General features: G+C 59.1%; 22 protein-coding genes. 12 read left to right on the forward strand and 10 right to left on the reverse strand.

Annotated features, from left to right (window positions below; translation table 11 throughout):
• The first annotated feature begins 34 nt into the window (after window positions 1-34).
• Window positions 35-361 (forward strand): DUF1820 family protein, encoded by a 327-nt coding sequence (locus ABJ99_RS14055; RefSeq protein WP_054086324.1) that lies wholly within the window; start codon window positions 35-37, stop codon window positions 359-361.
• A 42-nt stretch (window positions 362-403) separates the two neighbouring features.
• On the opposite strand, the gene ABJ99_RS14060 is transcribed toward ABJ99_RS14055, so the two are convergent.
• From ABJ99_RS14060 to ABJ99_RS14075, 4 genes are all read right to left on the reverse strand, one after another.
• Window positions 404-952: a tetratricopeptide repeat protein gene (locus ABJ99_RS14060; RefSeq protein WP_054086325.1), complete on the reverse strand. Its 549-nt coding sequence runs from the start codon at window positions 950-952 to the stop codon at window positions 404-406.
• Between the two features lie 296 nt (window positions 953-1,248).
• Window positions 1,249-2,532, reverse strand: a complete 1,284-nt coding sequence (gene hemL, locus ABJ99_RS14065; protein ID WP_054086383.1) for a glutamate-1-semialdehyde 2,1-aminomutase — start codon at window positions 2,530-2,532, stop codon at window positions 1,249-1,251.
• A 333-nt stretch (window positions 2,533-2,865) separates the two neighbouring features.
• Window positions 2,866-3,483 (reverse strand): thiamine phosphate synthase, encoded by a 618-nt coding sequence (thiE, locus tag ABJ99_RS14070; protein ID WP_054086326.1) that lies wholly within the window; start codon window positions 3,481-3,483, stop codon window positions 2,866-2,868.
• A 19-nt stretch (window positions 3,484-3,502) separates the two neighbouring features.
• Window positions 3,503-4,300, reverse strand: a complete 798-nt coding sequence (locus ABJ99_RS14075; protein ID WP_054086327.1) for a hydroxymethylpyrimidine/phosphomethylpyrimidine kinase — start codon at window positions 4,298-4,300, stop codon at window positions 3,503-3,505.
• A gap of 364 nt (window positions 4,301-4,664) precedes the next feature.
• Between ABJ99_RS14075 and ABJ99_RS14080 the strand changes: the two genes are divergently transcribed.
• From ABJ99_RS14080 to ABJ99_RS14095, 4 genes are all read left to right on the forward strand, one after another.
• Window positions 4,665-6,659: a 7TMR-DISM family protein gene (locus ABJ99_RS14080; protein ID WP_054086328.1), complete on the forward strand. Its 1,995-nt coding sequence runs from the start codon at window positions 4,665-4,667 to the stop codon at window positions 6,657-6,659.
• A 136-nt stretch (window positions 6,660-6,795) separates the two neighbouring features.
• Complete coding sequence (locus ABJ99_RS14085; protein WP_054086329.1) at window positions 6,796-8,445, forward strand: acyl-CoA dehydrogenase family protein; 1,650 nt, start codon at window positions 6,796-6,798, stop codon at window positions 8,443-8,445.
• Between the two features lie 18 nt (window positions 8,446-8,463).
• Window positions 8,464-9,960: an AMP nucleosidase gene (amn, locus tag ABJ99_RS14090; protein WP_162491549.1), complete on the forward strand. Its 1,497-nt coding sequence runs from the start codon at window positions 8,464-8,466 to the stop codon at window positions 9,958-9,960.
• Between the two features lie 79 nt (window positions 9,961-10,039).
• On the forward strand, window positions 10,040-10,672 hold the full coding sequence (locus ABJ99_RS14095) for a pseudouridine synthase (RefSeq protein WP_054086330.1): 633 nt from the start codon (window positions 10,040-10,042) through the stop codon (window positions 10,670-10,672).
• A 13-nt stretch (window positions 10,673-10,685) separates the two neighbouring features.
• Here the strand turns inward: ABJ99_RS14095 and ABJ99_RS14100 are convergent, their stop codons facing one another.
• Together ABJ99_RS14100 and ABJ99_RS29600 are read right to left on the reverse strand one after the other, a co-directional pair.
• Window positions 10,686-11,165: an Lrp/AsnC family transcriptional regulator gene (locus tag ABJ99_RS14100; RefSeq protein WP_007251053.1), complete on the reverse strand. Its 480-nt coding sequence runs from the start codon at window positions 11,163-11,165 to the stop codon at window positions 10,686-10,688.
• 365 nt (window positions 11,166-11,530) lie between these two features.
• Complete coding sequence (locus tag ABJ99_RS29600) at window positions 11,531-12,073, reverse strand: hypothetical protein (protein ID WP_054086384.1); 543 nt, start codon at window positions 12,071-12,073, stop codon at window positions 11,531-11,533.
• Between the two features lie 168 nt (window positions 12,074-12,241).
• On the opposite strand from ABJ99_RS29600, the gene ABJ99_RS29605 reads away from it, so the two are divergent.
• Entirely contained in the window at window positions 12,242-12,733 is a 492-nt protein-coding gene (locus ABJ99_RS29605) for a DUF6515 family protein (protein WP_310886734.1), read from the forward strand.
• A gap of 6 nt (window positions 12,734-12,739) precedes the next feature.
• Here the strand turns inward: ABJ99_RS29605 and ABJ99_RS14115 are convergent, their stop codons facing one another.
• A complete protein-coding gene (locus tag ABJ99_RS14115; protein ID WP_054086331.1) occupies window positions 12,740-13,633 on the reverse strand; it encodes a cation diffusion facilitator family transporter in 894 nt (297 codons plus the stop codon).
• Window positions 13,634-13,648: 15 nt separating this feature from the next.
• Window positions 13,649-14,068, reverse strand: a complete 420-nt coding sequence (locus tag ABJ99_RS14120) for a hypothetical protein (RefSeq protein ID WP_054086332.1) — start codon at window positions 14,066-14,068, stop codon at window positions 13,649-13,651.
• A 428-nt stretch (window positions 14,069-14,496) separates the two neighbouring features.
• Between ABJ99_RS14120 and ABJ99_RS14125 the strand changes: the two genes are divergently transcribed.
• From ABJ99_RS14125 to ABJ99_RS14140, 4 genes are all read left to right on the forward strand, one after another.
• A complete protein-coding gene (locus ABJ99_RS14125; protein ID WP_054086333.1) occupies window positions 14,497-15,423 on the forward strand; it encodes a Gfo/Idh/MocA family protein in 927 nt (308 codons plus the stop codon).
• Between the two features lie 74 nt (window positions 15,424-15,497).
• On the forward strand, window positions 15,498-16,463 hold the full coding sequence (locus tag ABJ99_RS14130) for an alpha/beta hydrolase (protein ID WP_054086334.1): 966 nt from the start codon (window positions 15,498-15,500) through the stop codon (window positions 16,461-16,463).
• A gap of 245 nt (window positions 16,464-16,708) precedes the next feature.
• A complete protein-coding gene (locus ABJ99_RS14135) occupies window positions 16,709-17,101 on the forward strand; it encodes a CesT family type III secretion system chaperone (RefSeq protein ID WP_054086335.1) in 393 nt (130 codons plus the stop codon).
• Window positions 17,102-17,169: 68 nt separating this feature from the next.
• Window positions 17,170-17,784 carry an AvrPphF family type III effector gene (locus ABJ99_RS14140; RefSeq protein ID WP_054086336.1) on the forward strand — a complete coding sequence of 205 codons (615 nt, stop codon included), beginning with the start codon at window positions 17,170-17,172 and terminating at the stop codon, window positions 17,782-17,784.
• 71 nt (window positions 17,785-17,855) lie between these two features.
• On the opposite strand, the gene ABJ99_RS14145 is transcribed toward ABJ99_RS14140, so the two are convergent.
• A complete protein-coding gene (locus tag ABJ99_RS14145; RefSeq protein ID WP_054086337.1) occupies window positions 17,856-18,395 on the reverse strand; it encodes a DsbA family protein in 540 nt (179 codons plus the stop codon).
• Between the two features lie 71 nt (window positions 18,396-18,466).
• Complete coding sequence (locus tag ABJ99_RS14150) at window positions 18,467-19,162, reverse strand: tRNA (adenine(22)-N(1))-methyltransferase (RefSeq protein WP_054086386.1); 696 nt, start codon at window positions 19,160-19,162, stop codon at window positions 18,467-18,469.
• A gap of 169 nt (window positions 19,163-19,331) precedes the next feature.
• Here ABJ99_RS14150 and ABJ99_RS14155 point away from each other — a divergent pair, with 169 nt between their 5' ends.
• Window positions 19,332-19,715 (forward strand): RidA family protein, encoded by a 384-nt coding sequence (locus tag ABJ99_RS14155; protein ID WP_054086338.1) that lies wholly within the window; start codon window positions 19,332-19,334, stop codon window positions 19,713-19,715.
• Window positions 19,716-19,793: 78 nt separating this feature from the next.
• Window positions 19,794-20,867, forward strand: a complete 1,074-nt coding sequence (locus tag ABJ99_RS14160) for a J domain-containing protein (RefSeq protein WP_054086339.1) — start codon at window positions 19,794-19,796, stop codon at window positions 20,865-20,867.
• Window positions 20,868-20,874: the final 7 nt, after the last annotated feature.

The raw sequence follows: 20,874 nt of genomic DNA on the forward strand, positions 1-20,874 counted from the left end.
CCCCTTTTTCATCTCTGATCGTTACCCGCCCGTTATGACCAAACGCGAAGCTCCAATCTACAAGGTGATTTTTCTCAACCAGGGACAGGTGTTCGAAATGTACGCCAAGCAGATCTATCAAAGTGAGCTGTGGGGCTTTCTGGAAGTGGAAGAGTTCGTCTTCGGCGAGCGCACGACCGTTGTGGTAGACCCGAGCGAAGAGAAGCTCAAGGCGCAGTTCGAAGGCGTGGTGCGCAGTTTTGTGCCGATGCATTCGATTGTCCGCATCGACGAAGTCGAGCGGATGGGCACGCCGAAGATCAGCGAGGCGCGCGGCACCAGCAACGTGATGCCGTTTCCCATGCCGATGCCGGAAAAATAGAGAGCGGGGAAATGAACATCGATTGCCCTGAGCGAAACCGGATCAGGGCAATGGGGAGAACGGACTGCGACCTTCGGCAGTTTGCAGTTCGAGCAGGTACTTGCGGAAAATCTGGCTCAGTACCTGAGTGGCAACTTCCAGCTCATCGCGCTTCATCTTCGCCGCTACTTCGTCGGCAGCGTCCAGCGCGTCTTCCGAGCCATTGACCGCAGCCATTTTCAGCACAATGTAGGCTTGAATGTTATTGGCCTGCACGCCCTCGCCACGGCTGAACATCAGGCCCAGTTGGTACTGCGCCTGGGCATGGCCCTGCAAGGAAGCCTGTTCGAAGTAATTAAGCGCCTGCGGCAAATCGCGAGGTGCATTCTTGCCCTCGTAATAGAACTCACCCAACTCGTATTGCGCCTGCGCATCCCCACCCTGAGCGGCCTGCTGACAGGCTGCGAGGGCAGCGGGCAGGTTTTCGGGCTGAGTATTCAGGGTGCAACGACCCATCGCCGGGACTAGCAACGAGTTGCCGCCGGCAGTCGCCAGCAGGGGATAGACAAGCAACAGGCAGCCCAATACAAGGGTGCGGCCGGTGCGGTTCATGGGAGTCGACTTACCTCTGAAAAAGGTGCGGGCATGCCCGACCAGCTAAACGTGCTGGCTGCGCATTATGAAATAAGCAGAGCCAACCTTACAAAGTCTTTACGGATTTTCTGCTGCGCGGCTGCGAAATAACCTTGTTTACCAAGGTGTGACCCGAAACAAAACTTCCAGCAGCCGAGTGTTTGCAGTTGTCGCAGTGCATTGTAGAAGGAAAATACGGGGTTATCGCGCTGTTTCATATGTGGCCATCACGTGCGCCGGTTCAATGACACCCGGCACACGCGAATCCGGCGGGCTTATTTCAGAGCAGCAAAGGCTTTTTCGGCAGCATCCAGGGTGAGTTGCAATTCGGCATCGCCATGGGCAATGGAAGTGAAACCGGCCTCGAATGCGCTGGGCGCCAGGTACACGCCGCCCTTCAGCATCAAGTGGAAGAAACGCTTGAAGCGCTCTGCGTCGCTGGTCATCACGTCTTCGAACGTAACGATTTCGCGCGCTTCGCTGAAGTACAGGCCGAACATGCCGCCCGCCTGAGTGGTGACGAACGGGATGCCGGCGGCGTCGGCGCGCTGTTGCAGGCCTTCAAGCAGGCGACGGGTGTAGTCGCTCAGTTCAGCGTGGAAACCAGGACGGCTGATCAGGCGCAGGGTGGTCAGGCCAGCGGCCATGGCCAGCGGGTTGCCGGACAACGTACCTGCCTGATAGACCGGGCCGAGCGGGGCGATGTGCGACATGATTTCGCGTTTGCCACCAAAGCAGCCGACCGGCATGCCGCCACCGATGATCTTGCCGAACGTGCTCAGGTCGGGTTTCACGTCGTAATAAGCCTGCGCGCCGCCAAGGGCCACGCGGAAGCCGGTCATCACTTCGTCGAAGATCAACACCACGCCATGCTCGTCACACAAAGTGCGCAGCCCTTGCAGATAGCCCGGCGCAGGCGGTACGCAGTTCATGTTGCCAGCCACGGGTTCGACGATGATGCACGCAACTTCCTGACCGACTTCGGCCAGCAGGTCGCGCACGGCATTCAGGTCGTTGAACGGTACGGTCAGGGTGTGTTTGGCGAACGCAGCCGGCACGCCCGGTGAGCTTGGCACGCCGAGGGTCAGCGCGCCGGAACCGGCCTTGACCAGCAGGCTGTCGGAATGGCCGTGGTAGCAGCCTTCGAACTTGATGATGCTGTCGCGGCCGGTGAAACCACGGGCCAGACGAATCGCACTCATGGTCGCCTCGGTGCCCGAGCTGACCATGCGCACCATTTCCATGGAGGGCACCAGCTCGCAGACCAGATCGGCCATTTCGGTTTCCATCGCGGTCGGCGCGCCGTACGACAGGCCGTGTTCCAGTTGGCTGCGCACGGCGTCGAGCACGTCTGGATGGCTATGGCCGAGAATCATCGGGCCCCACGAGCCGACGTAGTCAACATAGCGTTTGTCGTCTTCGTCAGTCACGTAAGCGCCAGCAGCATGCTTGAAGAACAGCGGCGTGCCACCCACACTCTTGAAAGCGCGAACCGGCGAATTAACACCACCGGGGATGTGTTTTTGGGCGTTGGCGAACAGTGTTTCGGAACGGGACATGATCGGGTCTCTGCTTTGAAACGGGGAATTCGTGTCTACGCTGGGGTCAGCCGAGGCGGGCAGCTTCAAGGCGGCTGCTTTATTGAGTGGCATGAGCCAGAGCCGGCGCAGGAACATGCACTATATCAAATGCTGCGCACACATATGACTCTCATGCCAATGCTTCGAGCATGGGAGCACGGGTCTTGTGGGGAGCGAGCCGGGCGACGCTTCGCTTGCTCGCGAAGGCGGACTGGCATCAGCATAAATCTTCGGCGGTCCCAAGGGCCTCTTCGTGAGCAAGCTCACTCCCACGTGGACACCGAATTACCTGGCTCCCACAGCGATTCCGCTCTACAACAACGCCATGAACGCCTTCGCCCGGCGCGTCACTTCCTGGGGATTTTCTGCGCCGAACAAACCGTGAACCACCGCGAGCAAATCAGCACCGTGTTCGACCAGTTGCGGGGCGTTTTCCAGGGTGATACCGCCTATGACGGCAATGGGCAGGTGGACCTTGGCGCGGACCTGAGCGATCAGGTCCAGCGGTACGGCCGGTGCGCCGGGTTTGGTCCGGGAGTTGAAGAATCTGCCGAACGCCACGTAGGTCGCGCCGTCGGCCTTGGCACGCTCCGCCAGCTCCAGCTTGCCGTGACAGGTCGCCCCGACAATCGCCTTGTGCCCCAACAGCGCGCGGGCATCCGCCAGCGAGCCGTCGGTCTGGCCCAGATGCACGCCGACGCCCAATCGCGCAGCCAGTTCAGCATCGTCGTTGATGATCAGACGGGTCTTGTAGCGCTCGCACAGCTTGAGCAGCTCAGTGGCCTCGCGCAGGCGGCGCGAGTCATCGCCGGTCTTGTCACGGTATTGCAGCAGGGTAACGCCGCCATCCAGTGCCGCTTCAACGTAGGAAAGAAATTTCCCGCTCAGCAACTGGCTGTCGGTAATGGCATACAGGCCACGTAGTTTCATCAATCAAGCCCCATGCGTGTTACGAACAAAAGTCCAGTGGCAGACGACGAGGCACGAATTGCCCCTTGCCCAGCTGTTCGGCGTCACGCAATGTTCGCCAGGTGTAATCCAGCGCCGACTTTACGGCGCTGACCAGTTCTTCGCCCTGCGCAATACGCCCGGCCAGCGCGCTGGCCAGTGTGCACCCCGAGCCATGATAGCTGCCCGGTAAACGCTCGCAGACAAAGGTGTGCGTCTGCCCGTTGCGCACGTACAGGCGATTGTGGATCTGTTGTTCGTCGCCATGCCCGCCGGTGATCAGCAGGTGTTCGCAGAAGGGCAGCAGCTTGTGCGCGCATTCATCCGCGGTGCCCTCCGGCAGCTCCGCCAGAATGCGTGCTTCAGGCAGGTTCGGCGTGGCGATGATCGACAGCGGCAGCAGCCGTTCGCGCATGGCATAACCGACTTCATCCTTGCCCAGCGTTCCGCCGCCCCCGGCCCGCAATACCGGATCGCAGACCATCGGCAGATGCGGGTGAGCCCGCAGCAGTTCGGCCACCGTGTCGACCATCTCCAGCGAACCGAGCATGCCCAGCTTGACGGCTGCCACACATGAATCATTGAGAATGGCGTTGGCCTGAGCCATCACCCATTCACGATCGAGCACCCGGAAGTCACTGACATTCACGGTGTCCTGCACGGTCAGCGCGGTAATCGCCGGAGCGGCGTGGCAACCCTGGGCGAGCAGGGCTTCTATATCAGCCTGCAAACCGGCACCACCACTGGGATCGTGGCCGGAGAGGCAGAGGACAACGGGGCGGGAGCTATAGATATTCATGGTGTGCGAGCTTATCACTAACCTTTCGTGAGCCGCTTGCCGGTCCCCGGTTTTTATTGCGCGGGACAATGGCTCAGGCTTCTCCCGATTCCTGTACGGATCGGAAAAATTTTCATGTTTGCTTTGAAATGGCCGATGTAGAGCTATTGCTTTGATTTTGAAGACGCTAATGTCTTTCAGATATTAGCGGCTATGCTTCACCGGTAAGGCAGAATGTAGCGGGTTTGTAACTTTTCTTGTGCAGAAGCCTGCCTGTTCACGTTAAAAGGTCTGTTTTGAATCATTAGCCTGTTTCAAGGATAGAAATTAGCGGACGTCGTAATCAACGGATGGATTGAAATCGACGACCTACCTTGGGGCTTCAATGCGCTATCTGTTGATCATTCTGGCTCTTTGGCTGCCGTTGCAGGTGCACGCGGTCGAGTTTGATGAGAGCACCCGGTTCATGCCCCTGGGGCGTGCCATTCAGGTGTTCGAAGACAAGACCGGTGAGGCCACCATCGAGAGCGTCAGCTCTGCGGCCGGAAAAAGTGCATTTCGCGATTTGAATGCAGGCACCTTCAATGCTGGCTACTCGCATTCTGCTTTCTGGCTGAAAGTCGAACTCACCTATAACCCGGTGGACACTCAGAAGCACAACGACTGGCTGCTGGAGCTGGCCTATCCGCCGATGGATCGCATCGACTTCTACGAGCCGGAGGCTGATGGCAACCTGAAGCTCGCCTGGCGGACCGGCGATATGCTGCCGTTCTCCACCCGTCAGTTCGCCCAGAACAACTACCTGTTTCAGCTGGATCTGCCGCCGGGCCAGACGCGCACCCTGTATTTGCGCGTCAGCAGCGCCGGGTCGGTTCAGGCACCGCTGAATCTCTGGTCCACCCATGCCTATATCGAAGCGCAACCGACCAAGATCTACGTATTTGGCCTGATCTACGGTGTGTTGCTGGGGATGCTGGTCTACAACCTGTTCATTTACATCAGCGTCCGCGAAGCGGATTACCTTTATTACCTGCTGTATGTCGCCTCGTTCGGGCTGTATCAGATGTCGATCAACGGGGTGGCGATCGAATACCTGTGGCCCGACAGCCCATGGTGGGCCAATGCATCCACGCCGTTCCTGATGTCAATGGCCATGCTGTTCGCCTGTCAGTTCACTCGCAGTTTTCTGATGACCGCCCGTTTGAGCCGCTGGCTTGACCGGTTACTGATGGCTATTATCGGCGCGGCAGTGCTGGTGATGGGCATTGCCTTGTTTCTCGGTTATGGACCTGCGTTGCGCGCTGCGACCTATCTGATTCTGACGGGAACCTTGTCGATTTATCTGGCGGGCATTGTCGCCGTGGTCAAGGGCGAGCGGGTCGGCCGCTATTTTGTGCTCGCCTGGTCGGTATTCCTTGGCAGCGGTGTCGTGTTCACGCTGATGTTGCTCGGCTATCTGCCCAATACGTTCCTGACCATGTATGCCATTCACATCGGCACCTTGCTGGAAATGGCGTTTCTTTCCATGGCGCTGGCAGACCGTATCAATCACGCCCGGCGCCAGCAGGCGCAGACGTTGCTGGCCGCCGGTCAGGATCTGGAACGCCTGAACAAGCAACTGGCCACCAGTAACCGCCTGAAGGACGAGTTTCTCGCCACCCTGACTCACGAACTGCGCACGCCCATGAACGGCGTGATCGGTTCGCTGGAAGTCATGCAGACGCTCGACATGGACGACGAAGTGGAGATGTATCACCAGACTGCGGCCAGTTCGGCGCGGGACATGATGACCATGATCAATGGCATCCTGACCCTGACCGAACTGCAGGCCGGCGTGCTGTACGCCGAGTGCGACGCGTTTGTACTCGACGATCTGGTCGACAGACTGCGCGAGCGCTTCAGCACTGCTGCGCACGCCAAGGGCCTGATTCTGACGCTGGACCTCAACGATAAGCTGCCGCCCAGCGTGCGCGGGGATGTCGGCAAGTTGTACCAATGCATCGAGTGCCTGGTGGACAACGCGATCAAGTTCACCCGTAAAGGCGCGGTGCAGGTGCGCTTCAGTGGTCAGCCGCAGGACCTGGAGCGCATGCACTTGCGGATCGAAGTGATGGACAGCGGTATCGGCTTCGGGCACCTCGACGAAGCCGTCCTCTATCAGCACTTCTTTCAGGTCGACGGCTCCATGACCCGTGAGTACGGCGGGCTGGGCATCGGCCTGGCGATCTGCCGGAAACTGGTCGAATTGCAGGGCGGCGAACTGAGCCATCGTTCGGAGCCTGGCAAAGGCAGCTGCTTTACCCTGAGTCTGCCGGTCCTGATGGCCGTGCCGGGGGCCGTGCGCAAAACCCCGGAGCTGAAAGCTCAGTGGGGCCGTTGAACAAGCGTTGAACAAGCGTTGAATAAGCGCCAGGGCAATCACGCCGCTGTTTAGGCGGCTACGGCACTTTTGCCCGGGACGCGTGCGTGATTCACTGCCTGACAGGCTGCGCGTTTACGCAGGCAGGAGATGACCTATGAACCTGAACGCCTTCGCCGAAACCCACGAGGTGACCAACCAGCCGCCGCCGCTGGGCGATATAAACCTCTACCGCATCGACGTGCCGCTCCAGGAATGGAGCCAGCGCTTCGGCGCGGGCTGGGCGCAGTCGCGGATCGACGCCTATGGCGCGCTGGCGGGCAGGCCGTTGATGGAAGCAGGTTTTCTGGCCAACCGGCACAAGCCCGTCTTCGCCAGCCATGACCGCTATGGTCATCGCATTGATCTGGTCGAGTTTCACCCGGCATATCACCAGTTGATGAGCGCCGCCATCGAGCATGGCATTCCGTCATTACCGTGGACCGATCCACAGCCTGGTGCGCATGTCGCGCGCGCCGCCATGAGTTACCTGCACACGCAGGCCGAGCCCGGGACTGGCTGCCCATTGACCATGACCTTCGCCAGCGTGCCCGCGCTCAGGCTGCAACCGGATCTGGCTGAAATCTGGTTGCCCAAAGTGCTGTCCACCCATTACGACCCGCGCAACATCGGCATTGCGCACAAGACCGGCGCAACCATCGGCATGGCAATGACCGAAAAGCAGGGTGGCACCGATGTGCGCGCCAACACCACCCGCGCGTTCGCCGTGGGCGCAGGCGGGCCTGGTCAGGCTTACGAACTGGTCGGGCACAAGTGGTTCTGCTCCGCACCGATGTGCGATGCGTTTCTGACGCTGGCGCAGACTGAAAAAGGGCTGAGCTGTTTTCTGCTGCCGCGTCATCGCCCGGACGACACCCGCAACGAGTTCTATATCCAGCGGCTGAAAGACAAGCTGGGCAACGCGTCAAACGCATCGAGCGAAGTGGAGTTTCGCGGCGCGCTGGCGTGGATGATCGGTGAGGAAGGGCGTGGTGTGGCGACCATTCTCGAAATGGTCGCCATGACCCGCTTCGACTGCATGATCGGCTCCAGCGCCTTGATGCGTCAGGCGCTGACCCAGGCCATTCATCATTGCGCGCACCGCTCCGTCGGTGGCCGATTGCTCACCGGACAACCGTTGATGCAGAACGTGCTGGCCGATCTGGCGCTTGAGAGCGAAGCTGCGCTGGCCCTGACCCTGCGCATGGGCCGGGCGCTGGATCATCTGCACGATGATCACGAAAAACGGTTTGTCCGGCTGGTCACGGCGGTGGGCAAATACTGGATCTGCAAACGCGCTCCGGCCATGATCAATGAAGCGGCTGAGTGCCTGGGCGGCGCGGGTTATGTCGAAGACAGCATTTTGCCCCGGCTGTATCGCGAAGCACCGGTCAACTCGACTTGGGAAGGCTCCGGCAACGTGCAGTGCCTGGATGTGCTGCGTACCCTGTCCAAAGAGCCCGGTGCGCTCGATGCGCTGTTTGACGAATTGGGCGACGGGCACGGCGACCGCCACTTGGCGGCGCATATCAACAACCTCAAAGCTGCGTTTCAGGACACCCGCGACATCCAGTATCGCGCCCGGCAACTGACCGAAGACATCGCCATCGCCTTGCAGGGCAAACTGCTGCTGGAAGCGGGCAACGCGGCGGTCAGTGACGGCTTCATTGCCGGTCGACTGGTGTCCGGCGCGCGAGTGTATGGCGCATTGCCCAGAGGCGTCGAGGTAGAAACATTGCTGCGAAGGTCGTCGCCACAGGTGGCATGAGCACACGAACCCGTTACGATGCACGTCTGCCAGATCACACAGGACATAATCGTGACCCAAGCCTTTGTTGTCGTAGACACTGCCGAGCAAGCCGTCGAGCGACTTGCCGAGCTGCATGAGCGCGCCACCAGCGCGCTGAGTCAGGCGCTCAAGCGCTACCTGAAAGACCGCGTAGAGCCAACCGCCGAAGAGCGAGCGCAGTTCAATTACCCGGAACTGCGTTTGGTCTACAAATGCCACGGTGAAGTGCCGCTGACCACTCGCGCCTACGCCAAGGTCCAACTGCCCGGCACTTACAGCGTCACGGTCACGCAGCCCAAAGCCTTCAAAAAATACCTGCTGGAGCAGCTTGTCCCGCTGATGAGCGATTTTACCGTGACGGTCGAAGTCGGCATGAGCGAGCAGAGCATTCCTTACCCTTACGTGGTCGAGCAGGGCGATGAGCTGGCGGGCACCGGCGTGACCGCCGCGGCGCTGGCGCGGGTGTTTCCGAGCACCGACCTGTCGGCCGCGACTGACGGTATTGCCGACGGCCTGTATGACTGGGCCAATGTCGATCCGCTGCCACTGGCGCTGTTCGACGCCGCTCGGGTGGATTTCTCGCTGCGCCGTCTGGTGCATTACACCGGCAGCGATTGGCGCCATGTACAGCCGTGGATTCTGCTGACCAATTATCACCGTTATGTTGACCAGTTCATTCTGCACGGCCTGGAAAAACTCCGCGAAGACCCGCGTTTCGTGCGCATGGTCCTGCCGGGCAACGTGGTGGTCGACAAGAGCATGGGCGTCGACGAAGCGCAGGCTATCGTTGCCAGTGTGGTCTGGCATCGCTATCAGATGCCGGCCTATCACCTGATAGCCGAAGACGGTCACGGCGTGACCCTGGTCAATATCGGCGTCGGCCCGTCCAATGCCAAGAACATCACCGACCACCTGGCCGTGCTGCGTCCGCATTGCTGGCTGATGATTGGCCACTGCGGCGGCCTGCGGCAGTCGCAGACCATTGGCGATTACGTGCTGGCCCACGCCTACATGCGGCGCGACGGAATTCTCGACCGGGTGCTGCCGCCGCACATCCCGATTCCGGCCTTGGCCGAGGTGCAACTGGCCTTGCAGGAATCTGCAGCGCAGATCACTGGCGAACGGGGCGAAGAGCTCAAGAAGCGCCTGCGGACAGGCACCGTTTTGACTTACGACGACCGCAACTGGGAACTGCGCTGGGCGCAGGAGCGACCGCTGATCAACCTGTCGCGCGCTGTTGCCGTAGACATGGAAAGCGGCACCATCGCGGCTCAGGGTTACCGCTTGCGGGTGCCTTACGGCACGTTGCTCTGCGTTTCCGACAAGCCGTTGCACAGCGAGATCAAGCTGCCGGGTTCGGCCAACGCGTTCTACGAACGTGCAGTCAGCCAGCATTTGAAGATCGGCATCGCCGCGCTGGACCTTATGCGCACGCAACTGAACTCGTTGCACTCACGCAAACTGCGCAGCTTCGACGAGCCGCCATTCCGTTGATAGCCGCTCGTTAATAGATTGGTATTTGCCGAAAGGGCCACTAAAGTGGCCCTTTCTGTTTTCCGATTGCCGAATTCTCATGTCCCGCATTCAACGTCCCACCTCCCGTCGTCCTGCCCCCGGCCCTGCGAGTGCTGCCCGTCGCGTCGCCAAAGCACCTCCGGCCGAGCCGAAACTGATCCTGTTCAACAAGCCTTTCGACGTGCTGACACAGTTCAGTGACGAAGGCGGGCGGGCCACGCTCAAGGACTTTATCGATATTCCCGGTATCTATCCGGCCGGACGGCTGGACCGAGACAGCGAAGGCTTGCTGCTGCTGACCAATGATGGCCAGTTGCAGGCGCGGATTGCCGACCCGAAACACAAGCTGGCCAAGACGTATTGGGTGCAGGTCGAGGGCGAACCGAGCGAGGAGCAGTTGCAGCAGCTGCGCGACGGCGTACAGCTCAATGATGGCCCGACCTTGCCCGCCGAAGCGCGGCAACTGGACGAACCGCAACTCTGGCCGCGCAACCCGCCAGTGCGCTTTCGCAAAAGCGTGCCGACCCGTTGGCTGGAACTGGTGATCAAGGAAGGCCGCAACCGGCAAGTGCGGCGCATGACCGCCGCCGTCGGGCTGCCGACCTTGCGGCTGGTGCGGGTCAGGATTGGCGACTGGACGCTCGACGGTCTGGATCAGGGCCAATATCGGGAAGTCGCCGCAAAGCTGTGAGGTCCGTGGCCGCTCAGTTGCGCAAATGAGTCAGCGGCATCTCCGTACTGGCCAGCACTTGATTGAGCACGAAGCTCGATTTGACGCTGGTCACGCCTTCGATGCGGGTCAGGTGCCCCAGCAGCAGTTTCTGGTAGTGATCCATGTCCGGCACCACCACTTTCAGCTGGTAGTCCGCGTCCATACCGGTGACCAGGCTGCATTCCAGCACCTGCGGCAGGTTGCGGATATGCTGCTCGAAGTTCTCGAAGCGCTCCGGCGTATGCCGGTCCATGCCGATCAGTACGTAGGCGGTCAGGTTCAGGCCGAGCTTCTTGCGATCCAGCAGTGCGACCTGGCGCACGATGTAGCCGTCGTCTTCCAGTTGCTTGACCCGACGCGAGCACGGCGAAGGTGACAGACCAATGCGCTCGGCCAATTCCTGGTTGGAAATACGGGCGTCGCGTTGCAGTTCCGCCAAAATACTCAGGTCATATCTGTCGAGCTTGCTCACGATGCATCCCTTAATGAGTTCAATTGCGCTGGATTATTCATCTGAAGTCAAAAATTGCGCAAGTGATGTTTTAATCGGCAATATTAGCAATCTTCTGCCACCGCCTCAGGCCTATTCTTTTAAACAGAATCACTGCCCGGACACAGCGTCCAGCGCGACCCGCCCAATCAGGCCGGTCGCGGCCTCCCACCCCACCGGGTGTGCCAGGCCCTCGGGCTACATACTGTCCAGAAGACGGCATGCGGTGAGCCAGCGTCAAAAGCGTTGCGCAGGACGACGAAATATCTCAAGGGGGCCTTCTGGTCCCCTTTTCTTTGTCTGCTGAATAAGTGGTCTACTGATAAAGTGCGAGAACGGCGCTACGCTTATGCAGTCTTAATGACATCGACCCGCGTCCTAGTGAGGAAAGCATGAAATCTGGCATCTGGCAGTTTGCGGGTGTAAGTCTGTTGTGTTTGAGCATCAGTGCTCAGGCGCTGGCCGACGAGCGTGATGATTCCCGGCAGAACCAGCCCAACGGCGGCCCCGCAGGGAACGTGCAACAGCAGCAACAACAGCTTCGGCAAGAGCAGAACAACCAGCAGCGTCAGATTCAGCAACAACAGAATCAGCAGCGCCAGGTCGAGCGTCAGCAGCAACAGCAGATCAACCAGCAGCAGAACAATCAGCAACGCCAGATTCAGGAGCAGCAGAATCAACAGCGTCAGGTCGAACGTCAGCAACAGCAGCAGATCCAGCAGCAACAACTTCAGCAGCGCAACGTCGAGCGCCAGCAACAACAGCAGATCGAGCAGCAGCAACGTGAGCAGCAGCGCCAGATTCAGCAGCAGCAAAATCAGCAGCGTCAGCAGTTGCGACAAAATCAGGACAACCTGCCGATCCAGGGCGGACCAAGAGAGGCCCGGCAAACGCAGCCGCCGCGTCAGGGCTACTATCAGGACATCCCGCGTGGCAATAACCGCAACTGGCAGGCTGGCAACGGTCGCCCCAATGATCGTTGGGAAGGTCGTCCGGACGGGCACGGCAATGGCTGGGGACCGGGCCCGCAGTACCGACCGGGCTATGCGATAGATCGTGTGCCGGGCGGATACTCGCGCATTCCTTATCGCGGGCAGGATTATTTCTATTCGCAAGGCTATTGGTATCGCCCGGAGGGCCCACGCTATGTGGTGGTGAACCCGCCTTATGGCGTTCGGGTAAGCAGGCTGCCGTCGTATTCTCAGGAAGTGTGGATCGGCAGCAGCCTGTTGTTTCTGGCAGCGGGCACTTATTACGCTTATCAGCCTGACACTCAGGAATATGTGGTGGTCAATCCGCCGCAGAACGAAGCGGTTTACCAGTCCGCGCCTCAGCAACAGGGCAATGGCTACGACCCGGTTGCCTATCCTGCCAACGGCCAGAGCCCGCAACAGGTCGAACTGGATCGTTACCAGTGCTATCGCTGGGCCGCCGACGAGAGTGGCTTTGATCCAGCCAATGTCTCGGGGCAACCGCCGCCTGACGTGGTGGACGTCTATCGCCGGTCAATGGGCGCCTGTCTGGCCGGGCGTGGTTACAGCGTCAACTGAGGTCGGTCAGGCGTCAGCGTTCATGACGACTTCCTGAGGGTCGGCGTGCACCAGCACTTCGGCCTTCGGGAACTGCTCGTGAATGGCGTCGGCCACCCTGTCGCAGAGCGCGTGGGCCACCGATAGCGTGAGCGTTCCCGGCAGTTCCAGGTGCATCTGCACAAACCAGCGATTACCGGAAATCCGCGTGCGCAGATCATGGGCGCCGAGGACACCCGGCACATTGCACGCCAGCTCCAGCATGCGCGCGCTCACGTCGGTCGGCAGCTCTTCATCCATCAACACTGACACTGTTTCGCGGGCGATCTGCAAGGCGCTCCACAGAATGTAAACCGCGATGCCCAGCCCGAAATAGGCGTCCAGTTGTTGCCAACCGAAATACGCCAACGTCAGGGCCACCAGAATACTTGCGTTGAGCAGCAGGTCAGAGCGGTAGTGCAGCGAGTCGGCACGGATGGCCGCAGAGCCGGTCGCCTTGATCACCCGGTATTGCAGGGTAAGCAGCGCAAGCGTCAGGCCGATAGATACGACCATCACCACCATGCCCAGCAGCGGCGCGCCGAGTGGCTCCGGGTTCTGGATGCGCTCGACGGCCTGAACGGCAATCAGCACGCCACTGACGGTGATGAACAGTGCCTGTGCCATGCCCGACAGGGCTTCCGCTTTGCCGTGACCATAGCGATGATCATCGTCGGCCGGCCGCAACGCGTAATGCACCGCCAGCAGATTGAGAAACGAAGCCGCGCCATCGAGCAGAGAGTCGGTCAGTCCGGCCAACAGGCTCACCGAGCCGCTCAGCCACCAGGCAACGCCTTTGGCCAGAATCAGAGTCACCGCAACCGCCAGCGAGGCCCGCGTCGCCAGACGCAACAGTCGGGAATGTTCGGCAGTGGTGCTCATGACGCTTCCTTCTTGTCAGGCTGCCGGGATCAGACCCAGTGTCGCCAGTTGCTCCACGCTGCCTTTGTGTTGGATCAGACGCGGGTCGTTCAATGGCAGGGAGCGGCCAAGCTCGGTTTCGATAATGGCTTGCAGCTTGATGTTGTCGACGCTGCCGTCCGCCTTGATCGCCGGTTGCAGCTTCTGCGGATCGATCTGCGCATGCTCGCCAGGTCCGTAATAAATCGCACCTGTCGCGAAGTCCACCGCAAACGCGATCACACCGGGAACGATATAGAACAACAGCGCGAAAGCATCCAGCGCCGCAATGGCCGGGTCAACCTTGCCATCAATCTGACCCCGACGGTCCGGATAGAAAATACTGCCGCAGGCAGAAATCTGGGTCAGCAACGTGGCGACCAGAACGCCACCGATCAAGCGAGAAGGAATGCGCATGGAAAGCTCCTGAGATGAAGGGGCAACTATACAAGGCAATGGCTGCAAGGCTAAGACTATTGAGTAATAGGGTGGTTCTGCGTGAATTGATCATCGTGCCTGTTGTACGTAAAACCACCGGACTCTCTTGCCAATGCATTGGCGATGTATCCCGTGACGCTCCGCGTCACAAATCTTAAGCTGTGCACGGTATCTGACGTAACCGAGGTTTCGGATTGAATGCTGCCTGCCCATCGTAAGGGCTGCGGTACGCGTTACTGCTGCAATGGGCCGCAGAGCGTCCCGAACTGTATTCCCACGCTGGAGCGTGCGGAACGATAGGTGCCCGCGAGATCACTGCTCTTACCAATGCTCTACCCCCTTACCGACCACGATTAACATCTGGTTTACTGTGCCCCACGATAACTACAAAAACGCAGGAGTCATGTATGCAACCGATTCGTCTCGGTCTGGTGGGTTACGGCAAGATTGCTCAGGATCAGCACGTGCCTGCCATCCGCGCCAACCCCGCTTTCCAGCTTGTGGCCGTCGCAACACAGGGGCAACCCTGCGCCGGGGTGGAGAATTTCAAGTCTCTGGGTGAATTGCTCGAAAGCGGGCTGCATGTCGATGCGATTGCGTTCTGCACGCCGCCGCAAGGCCGATTTGCTTTGGTGCAACAGGCGCTGGCTGCTGGCAAGCATGTGCTGGTGGAAAAACCGCCGTGCGCCACGTTGGGCGAAGCGATGGCACTGGTCGATCAGGTAGCGGAGCAGAGCGTCAGCGGTCTGTTCGCCTGGCACTCGCGTTACGCGCCCGGTATTGCAGTTGCCCGCGAATGGCTCTCCACGCGCACCCTGCAAAGCGTTCAGATCGACTGGAAAGAAGACGTGCGCAAATGGCATCCGGGTCAGGCATGGATCTGGCAGCCTGGTGGCCTCGGCGTATTCGATCCGGGTATCAATGCCTTGTCGATCGCGACCCATCTGTTGCCGTTACCGATGTTCGTGGAATCTGCCGAACTGCGCGTGCCTGGCAACTGCCAGTCGCCTATCGCCGCATCGATCAAGATGTCTGACGCACGCCACCTCGATATCCGCGCTGAGTTCGATTTCGACCACGGTCATGACGAACTCTGGAGCATCGAAATTCGCTGCGCCGAAGGCATAGTGCGTCTGGACAACGGCGGTGCGCTGTTGAGCATCGATGGTGTGCGCCAGACTGTTTCAGAGGAAGGCGAGTACGCGGCGGTGTATCGACACTTTCACCAGTTGATTGCCACTAAAACCAGCGATCTTGATCTGCAGCCGTTACGCCTGGTCGCGGACAGTTTTTTTGTTGGCAGTCGTGCGGCGGTTGAACCGTTCTACGATTAGCGACCTCTCAGGTATAAGCGGGGGCAATCGCTGCACAGGCTCCCGCACATCAGAGCCTGACGAGAGAGCAGAAATTGGACACTAAAAAGCTTTGGCCTTCCAGCGAGGAAGAGTTGGCGCAAGTGCGACGGTTCAACAAGACCCTCGCGCGCCTGCCACGTTTTCGTATCCGCAATCGCGTTGCACCGCTGGTGATTCAGGCGCTGTTGCGAGCAGGGCAGGTGGGAGGGGCGTTCAAGCTCGGCAAGCAAGGGCTTCGGGCTGAAAAAAGAATTATCAGCGCCAACGGAGTGCCGGTGCCCGTGCGCATCATCAGGCCGAAAGGCAAGCTCAAAGGCGTCGTATTCGACATCCATGGCGGCGGCTGGGTGATCGGCAATGCGCAGATGAATGACGATCTGAACATCGGCATGCTCAATCAGTGCGACGTGGCAATCGTGTCCGTGGATTACCGGCTTGCCGTGTCGACCCCGGTCGAAGGCCTGATGGACGACTGTTTTTCTGCCGCGTGCTGGCTACTGAACGACTGCGAAGAGTTTGCCGGGCTGCCTGTCATCGTCGTCGGCGAATCGGCGGGGGGGCATCTTGCCGCCGCGACTCTGCTGAAGTTGAAAGCCAGACCTGAACTGCTTGAACGCGTGGTCGGTACGGTCCTGTATTACGGCGTTTACGACCTGACCGGCACGCCGAGTGTCCGCACTGCAGGCCCGGACACTCTGGTGCTGGACGGCCCCGGCATGGTCAGCGCAATGCGCTTGCTAACCCCCGATATCAGTGACCAAAAGCGCCGCGAAGCGCCACTTTCACCGCTGTATGGTGATTTGACCGACCTGCCGCCAGCGCTGATGTTTGTCGGGGAGATCGATCCTCTTCTGGACGACACACTGCAAATGGCCGAGCGTTGGGCGAACTCGGCAGACGTGGAAATGCACCTTATGCCGGAGTCCCCGCACGGGTTCATCCACTTCCCGACAGCATTGGCGCGCAAGGCACTGGCGCGCAGTCATGAGTGGATCAATGAGCGAATGGCGGCTGCGTGATAGGTTTCCCAATCAACGCTGTCAGTGGGACATGCTCTGAGCAGTTGCTCCGACAGGCTCCGTGGTTTCGAGCCTGTCAGGCGCTTGATTGCGTGGAGGCTCGCTGATCCACACAAAGCCATGAAGCAGCTCTCTGATTGTCCGGTACAAGGGCGGCTGCAAGATGCCGCTGGCACAGGATGATCATGGAACCAGAACGTCGTTGCTGACCACGCAAGTGATGTGATTTCTACGCGGATGCTCTGGTGAAAAACGCATTTGATCTTCTGATTGACAGGCTGGCGAAAGATTATGAAATGCCTGAGCTTCCTGTAAAACAACATGAAAATGAAGTGTATTGTTTTCAGTTTAAAGAAGTTTCCATAAAGATATATCAAGACGCATCCAAGTGGGTGCACTTTTTATCTAACATTGGCGTTGCCGGCATTCTGGACAGTCATGCGTGTCAAAGACTCTTGCGGCTTAACGCATTTAACCTCAGAACACCGTTTTTTACCGTAGGTCTCGATGACAAGAACGGGGGAGTCGTGCACACGCGAATGCCATTGCTTGAACTCGATAATGTTGAGATGCGCCGCATCGTCGAAGCGTTGTTGACTATGTCGGGCGAGGTAAAAAATACGTTTGGATTTATTTGAAACCGGTCTGAACAGGCAGGAATCCGGACGTGGAAAACAGTATTTCAATCCATCTGGAGAGCATTTAAATGGGAAACTTCTGCAGTACGAGCGGCGTTGATCGTACTTACAGCCCTCCGGCGAGTCCCGAGTATGGGACGGGCAGTGATTCACCCTCGCGGTTTGTTGGGCAATACACGCTGACCTCCATTCATCAGTTGTCCAGCAAGGAGAGGGAAAACTTTCTCAACGCACATGATCCGATGAGGGTTTACAAGTTAAACAGTAAAACGTCGGTATACCGCACGATGCCGAGAGAATACGTACAAAGTGGACGTGTCGCCGGGAATCCAAATTCAGGTGCCATGATCGCGCTTCATGAAGAATTACAGGAAAGCCCTTATGCCCGGCATACCGGAGCGAGACCTGATAAGGCGGAGGCCTACAGGCCTCGAACAGCGCATGCCTCCTCGTTGAATACACCGTCCTTGAATGTCATGGCAGGTCGGGGCGCATTGGGAGCCCTGAGGATTTACGCACGTTCCGATCATGTGACGACGGAAATGAAGCTAGGTGATTTTCTGAGTCAAGGAGGCAAGGTTTACAGCGATAATTCCTCGACAAGCGCAGGCGGTGACAGGGTAGAAGCGCTGATTGTGACACTGCCGGAAGGCAGCACGGTGCCGGTCAAGATCATCGATTAGTGCATTGTTAGGTTCCCGGTAAGCCGTGCAATGCGTGGCTCACCTATATATTAGTAAAGCATCAGCTTGCTTCATTCAACCTCCGACACCCACTTGGACACCGGGTCGCCACTGCTCAACGCGGGCTGCACCAGACCATCCACCATAAAGGTCGGTGAAACGTGAATACCGTTTTGCCGAGCGTATTTGGCGTGCCATTTCACCGCGTGCTCAAGGTCGGGGTTGGCGAACGCCTTGGCCAGCGCCAGGCCGCTATAGCGCTCGATGCGCGCAATGATGTCATTGGGTGTGGCATCGAGATTCGGTCCGCCCGCGTGGTGTTCGAACTCGAACTCTTCGCGGTGTGACGCAACCGCCGTCATGACCGCCTTGGCGCTTTCCTTACCGCCTTCCAGCGTTGCTGCCGCCAGAATGCAGCGCACGATGACGCCTGAAAACATATGCCAGGGTTGGGATTGCAGGCGGATTTTGACCGTGACCTTGTCTTCGCCGGCTTGAGCCAGCAAGTCATCAAGCTTGAAGAACGCCTTCACTGAAAAAGGGCAGGTGGGTTCGAGGAACACTTCGAACAGACGAGGCCCGTGACCCCAGGAAAGTGTGTCTGAATGCATGGTCGTGTTGCTCCCGTCGGTTGATCATGCCGTTTTGAGAGCGGGTCGGGGCATGAGTTCGATTGGTATGCTCAACCCAGCAACTCGGTAATCCATTGCACCTGCTGCGTAATGCTCTGCAGCTTCTCTTCCGGTACGGTTTTTTGCGCTCTGGCAAAACCGCTCAGCGTCTTCTGTTTCTTGCCCAGCAGGCGCTGCCATTTGAGTAGAAACGCCGGGCTGCGCGTCTGCATCTGCAGCGGTCCGAAATACAGCTCTTGAGCGGTGTAAGTCACCGGCCCGTCAGGTTCTGCGATGATGATCTCGTAGTCAAAACGGTTTTCCCGCAGCATTTCCTCGCAGACGATGCGGCAGCCATTTTCCATCAGCCACACACGCAGCGGTTGTTCGCCGCCGTTGGGCTGCAGGATCAACCGTTCCCTCCCACTCAGCCGAGCTTTGCCGCTGTCGAGAATGTCACGAATCGTCTCACCGCCCATGCCGCAGATGCTCACTGCCGTGATGCCATCGCCCGGTTCGATCGCCGCCAGGCCATCGGCCAGGCGCACGGTAATCCGCTGATCAAGGTCGTTTTCACGCACGGTGCGCTCGGCCGCACAGAACGGCGTCAACGCGACTTCGCCCGCCACCGCTGCGGTAATGACGCCACGCTTCAACAACGCCACTGGCAGATAGCCGTGGTCTGAGCCAATATCGGCCAATCGCGCACCGGCCGGCACATGCGAGGCGACGCGCTCGAGGCGCATTGACAATGTCTGTTCGTTCAACCGCCGCACCTTTTCAACCGAAGCCTCCAGCGCCGTTGGCTGGATCGGGTCGCGATTCTGTCGGGCAACGCCGTGCATTTCAACTTTCCTTGAAAAAGCTCACGGCTCGACCCTTGCCTGTCGCTCGCGTAGGCTTGCTGTTTTCCGTCTTTTGCAAAGCAGAGAACCCATGGCAAACGCAGATATTACCTTCACTCCTGATCCCGATTCGGACTCCATCTCCTCCGACGTTGCCGACTTCAACGGCCTGCTGGTCAGCACCCAGATTCCGACCCGCCCCGACGGCAGCCTGGAACTGGGCGACATTACCGAACAAAGCGAATGCACCTTGCGGGCTCTGAAAGACGCATTGGAGCGGGCCGGCAGCTCAATGGATCGAGTCCTGCACCTGACCATCTACCTGACCGATATGGCAGACCGCGCAGCATTCAACGAAGTGTACAAGCGCTTCTTCCAAAAGCCGTGGCCAGTTCGCGCGGCGGTAGGCGTGGCTGCGCTGGCGGTTGACGGAATGCGTGTGGAAGTGACGGCGATGGCGGCCAGGGCGGGCTGATTCAGGCACATTGCTTCAACTTGGGAACTCTATCGTGTTGTGGACCACACAGGCGATATCAATTCTTGGGGAAGCAATATGATCAACCTCTCCAACCTCTCTGCTGTGGCGACTTCTGTAGCGCGGGCGGCGCTAGGCGAGTCGAATACGTCAAAGATAAATCACGCGTTCGATGTCGCGAGTCACATCGCTGGCCAAACGGCTTTGCGGGTGGGCAACTCATTGCTGGAGCAGATAAACCGGCTCAACGAGCGCCAACAACAGGGGCTCTCGGAGATTCTGAAAGCGTTGCGCGGCGAAAAGCCCGTGGATGGAGTCCATACGCACAGCGGAGGCGGTCTATTCAAACTGGCGCGGGCTGCGTTTGATGTGGTCAGTGTGGTCTGGGAGCGTGACAAGCTGAAGCCGCACGTGATGAGCTTTTTGAAAGCCCTCGATAGTCAGGGCAAGACGTTATTTTCACTGGGCAAGGAGATGGCGAAGGCGTTCGCCGAATCCGTGCAGGGGCCCGATAAGAACAACGGTAAAACGGAAAACTCGCCATACGCTTCTTTCGCCAGCAAAGTTGGCATGAGTAAAGTCATACAACGGTTGTTCAATGAATCAGGACGGCCGGGTGCTGAGCGTGTGCGACGACCTACGTCAGGTCCTGCCCCGAGACCTGGCGGCGCTCAACAGCAAGCGCGTCCGGAGATGCCTCCGCGTACCCGGCCACAGGCCAATGGAGCGCCACCGCCACCGAAAGCGGAACCACGGCCTTCGTCCGGCCGACCTGGCGGCGCTCAACAACAGGCGCGTCCGGAAACGCCTCCCCGCAGCCGACCGCAAACCAACAGTGCGCCACCGCCGCGGTCCAATAACACAACGGGTGCGAGCGCTTCTGCCAAGGTGGGCGAGTCCGGCCCGGCCAAACCCGCCGTCAAGCCGTTGTACGAGCGTCTTGGGCTTTCGGATATGACGGCAAGCCCAGTTGCGGTCAAAAAGGCCTACCATAACGCATCGATGAAGCACCATCCGGATAAAAACCCTGGCGATGCAGGGGCGACAGCGCGTTTTCAGGACATTTCAACTGCGTTCTCTATTCTGTCCGATCCGGAAAAGCGCAAGGCATATGACAGCGGCCGTATGAATGAAAAGGGTCAGTATGTCTGAACGAAGT

Source organism: Pseudomonas syringae pv. cilantro (assembly GCF_001293775.1).
In the GTDB taxonomy this organism is placed as follows: Bacteria; Pseudomonadota; Gammaproteobacteria; order Pseudomonadales; family Pseudomonadaceae; genus Aquipseudomonas; species Aquipseudomonas syringae_P.

What these genes read in the sequence shown, in the direction of transcription:
- ABJ99_RS14055 (WP_054086324.1), top strand. Translation starts at nt 35, where the DNA reads ATGACCAAACGCGAAGCTCCAATCTACAAGGTGATTTTTCTCAACCAG.
- ABJ99_RS14060 (WP_054086325.1), bottom strand. Translation starts at nt 952, where the DNA reads ATGAACCGCACCGGCCGCACCCTTGTATTGGGCTGCCTGTTGCTTGTC.
- hemL (WP_054086383.1), bottom strand. Translation starts at nt 2,532, where the DNA reads ATGTCCCGTTCCGAAACACTGTTCGCCAACGCCCAAAAACACATCCCC.
- thiE (WP_054086326.1), bottom strand. Translation starts at nt 3,483, where the DNA reads ATGAAACTACGTGGCCTGTATGCCATTACCGACAGCCAGTTGCTGAGC.
- ABJ99_RS14075 (WP_054086327.1), bottom strand. Translation starts at nt 4,300, where the DNA reads ATGAATATCTATAGCTCCCGCCCCGTTGTCCTCTGCCTCTCCGGCCAC.
- ABJ99_RS14080 (WP_054086328.1), top strand. Translation starts at nt 4,665, where the DNA reads ATGCGCTATCTGTTGATCATTCTGGCTCTTTGGCTGCCGTTGCAGGTG.
- ABJ99_RS14085 (WP_054086329.1), top strand. Translation starts at nt 6,796, where the DNA reads ATGAACCTGAACGCCTTCGCCGAAACCCACGAGGTGACCAACCAGCCG.
- amn (WP_162491549.1), top strand. Translation starts at nt 8,464, where the DNA reads ATGCACGTCTGCCAGATCACACAGGACATAATCGTGACCCAAGCCTTT.
- ABJ99_RS14095 (WP_054086330.1), top strand. Translation starts at nt 10,040, where the DNA reads ATGTCCCGCATTCAACGTCCCACCTCCCGTCGTCCTGCCCCCGGCCCT.
- ABJ99_RS14115 (WP_054086331.1), bottom strand. Translation starts at nt 13,633, where the DNA reads ATGAGCACCACTGCCGAACATTCCCGACTGTTGCGTCTGGCGACGCGG.
- ABJ99_RS14120 (WP_054086332.1), bottom strand. Translation starts at nt 14,068, where the DNA reads ATGCGCATTCCTTCTCGCTTGATCGGTGGCGTTCTGGTCGCCACGTTG.
- ABJ99_RS14125 (WP_054086333.1), top strand. Translation starts at nt 14,497, where the DNA reads ATGCAACCGATTCGTCTCGGTCTGGTGGGTTACGGCAAGATTGCTCAG.
- ABJ99_RS14140 (WP_054086336.1), top strand. Translation starts at nt 17,170, where the DNA reads ATGGGAAACTTCTGCAGTACGAGCGGCGTTGATCGTACTTACAGCCCT.
- ABJ99_RS14145 (WP_054086337.1), bottom strand. Translation starts at nt 18,395, where the DNA reads ATGCATTCAGACACACTTTCCTGGGGTCACGGGCCTCGTCTGTTCGAA.
- ABJ99_RS14155 (WP_054086338.1), top strand. Translation starts at nt 19,332, where the DNA reads ATGGCAAACGCAGATATTACCTTCACTCCTGATCCCGATTCGGACTCC.
- ABJ99_RS14160 (WP_054086339.1), top strand. Translation starts at nt 19,794, where the DNA reads ATGATCAACCTCTCCAACCTCTCTGCTGTGGCGACTTCTGTAGCGCGG.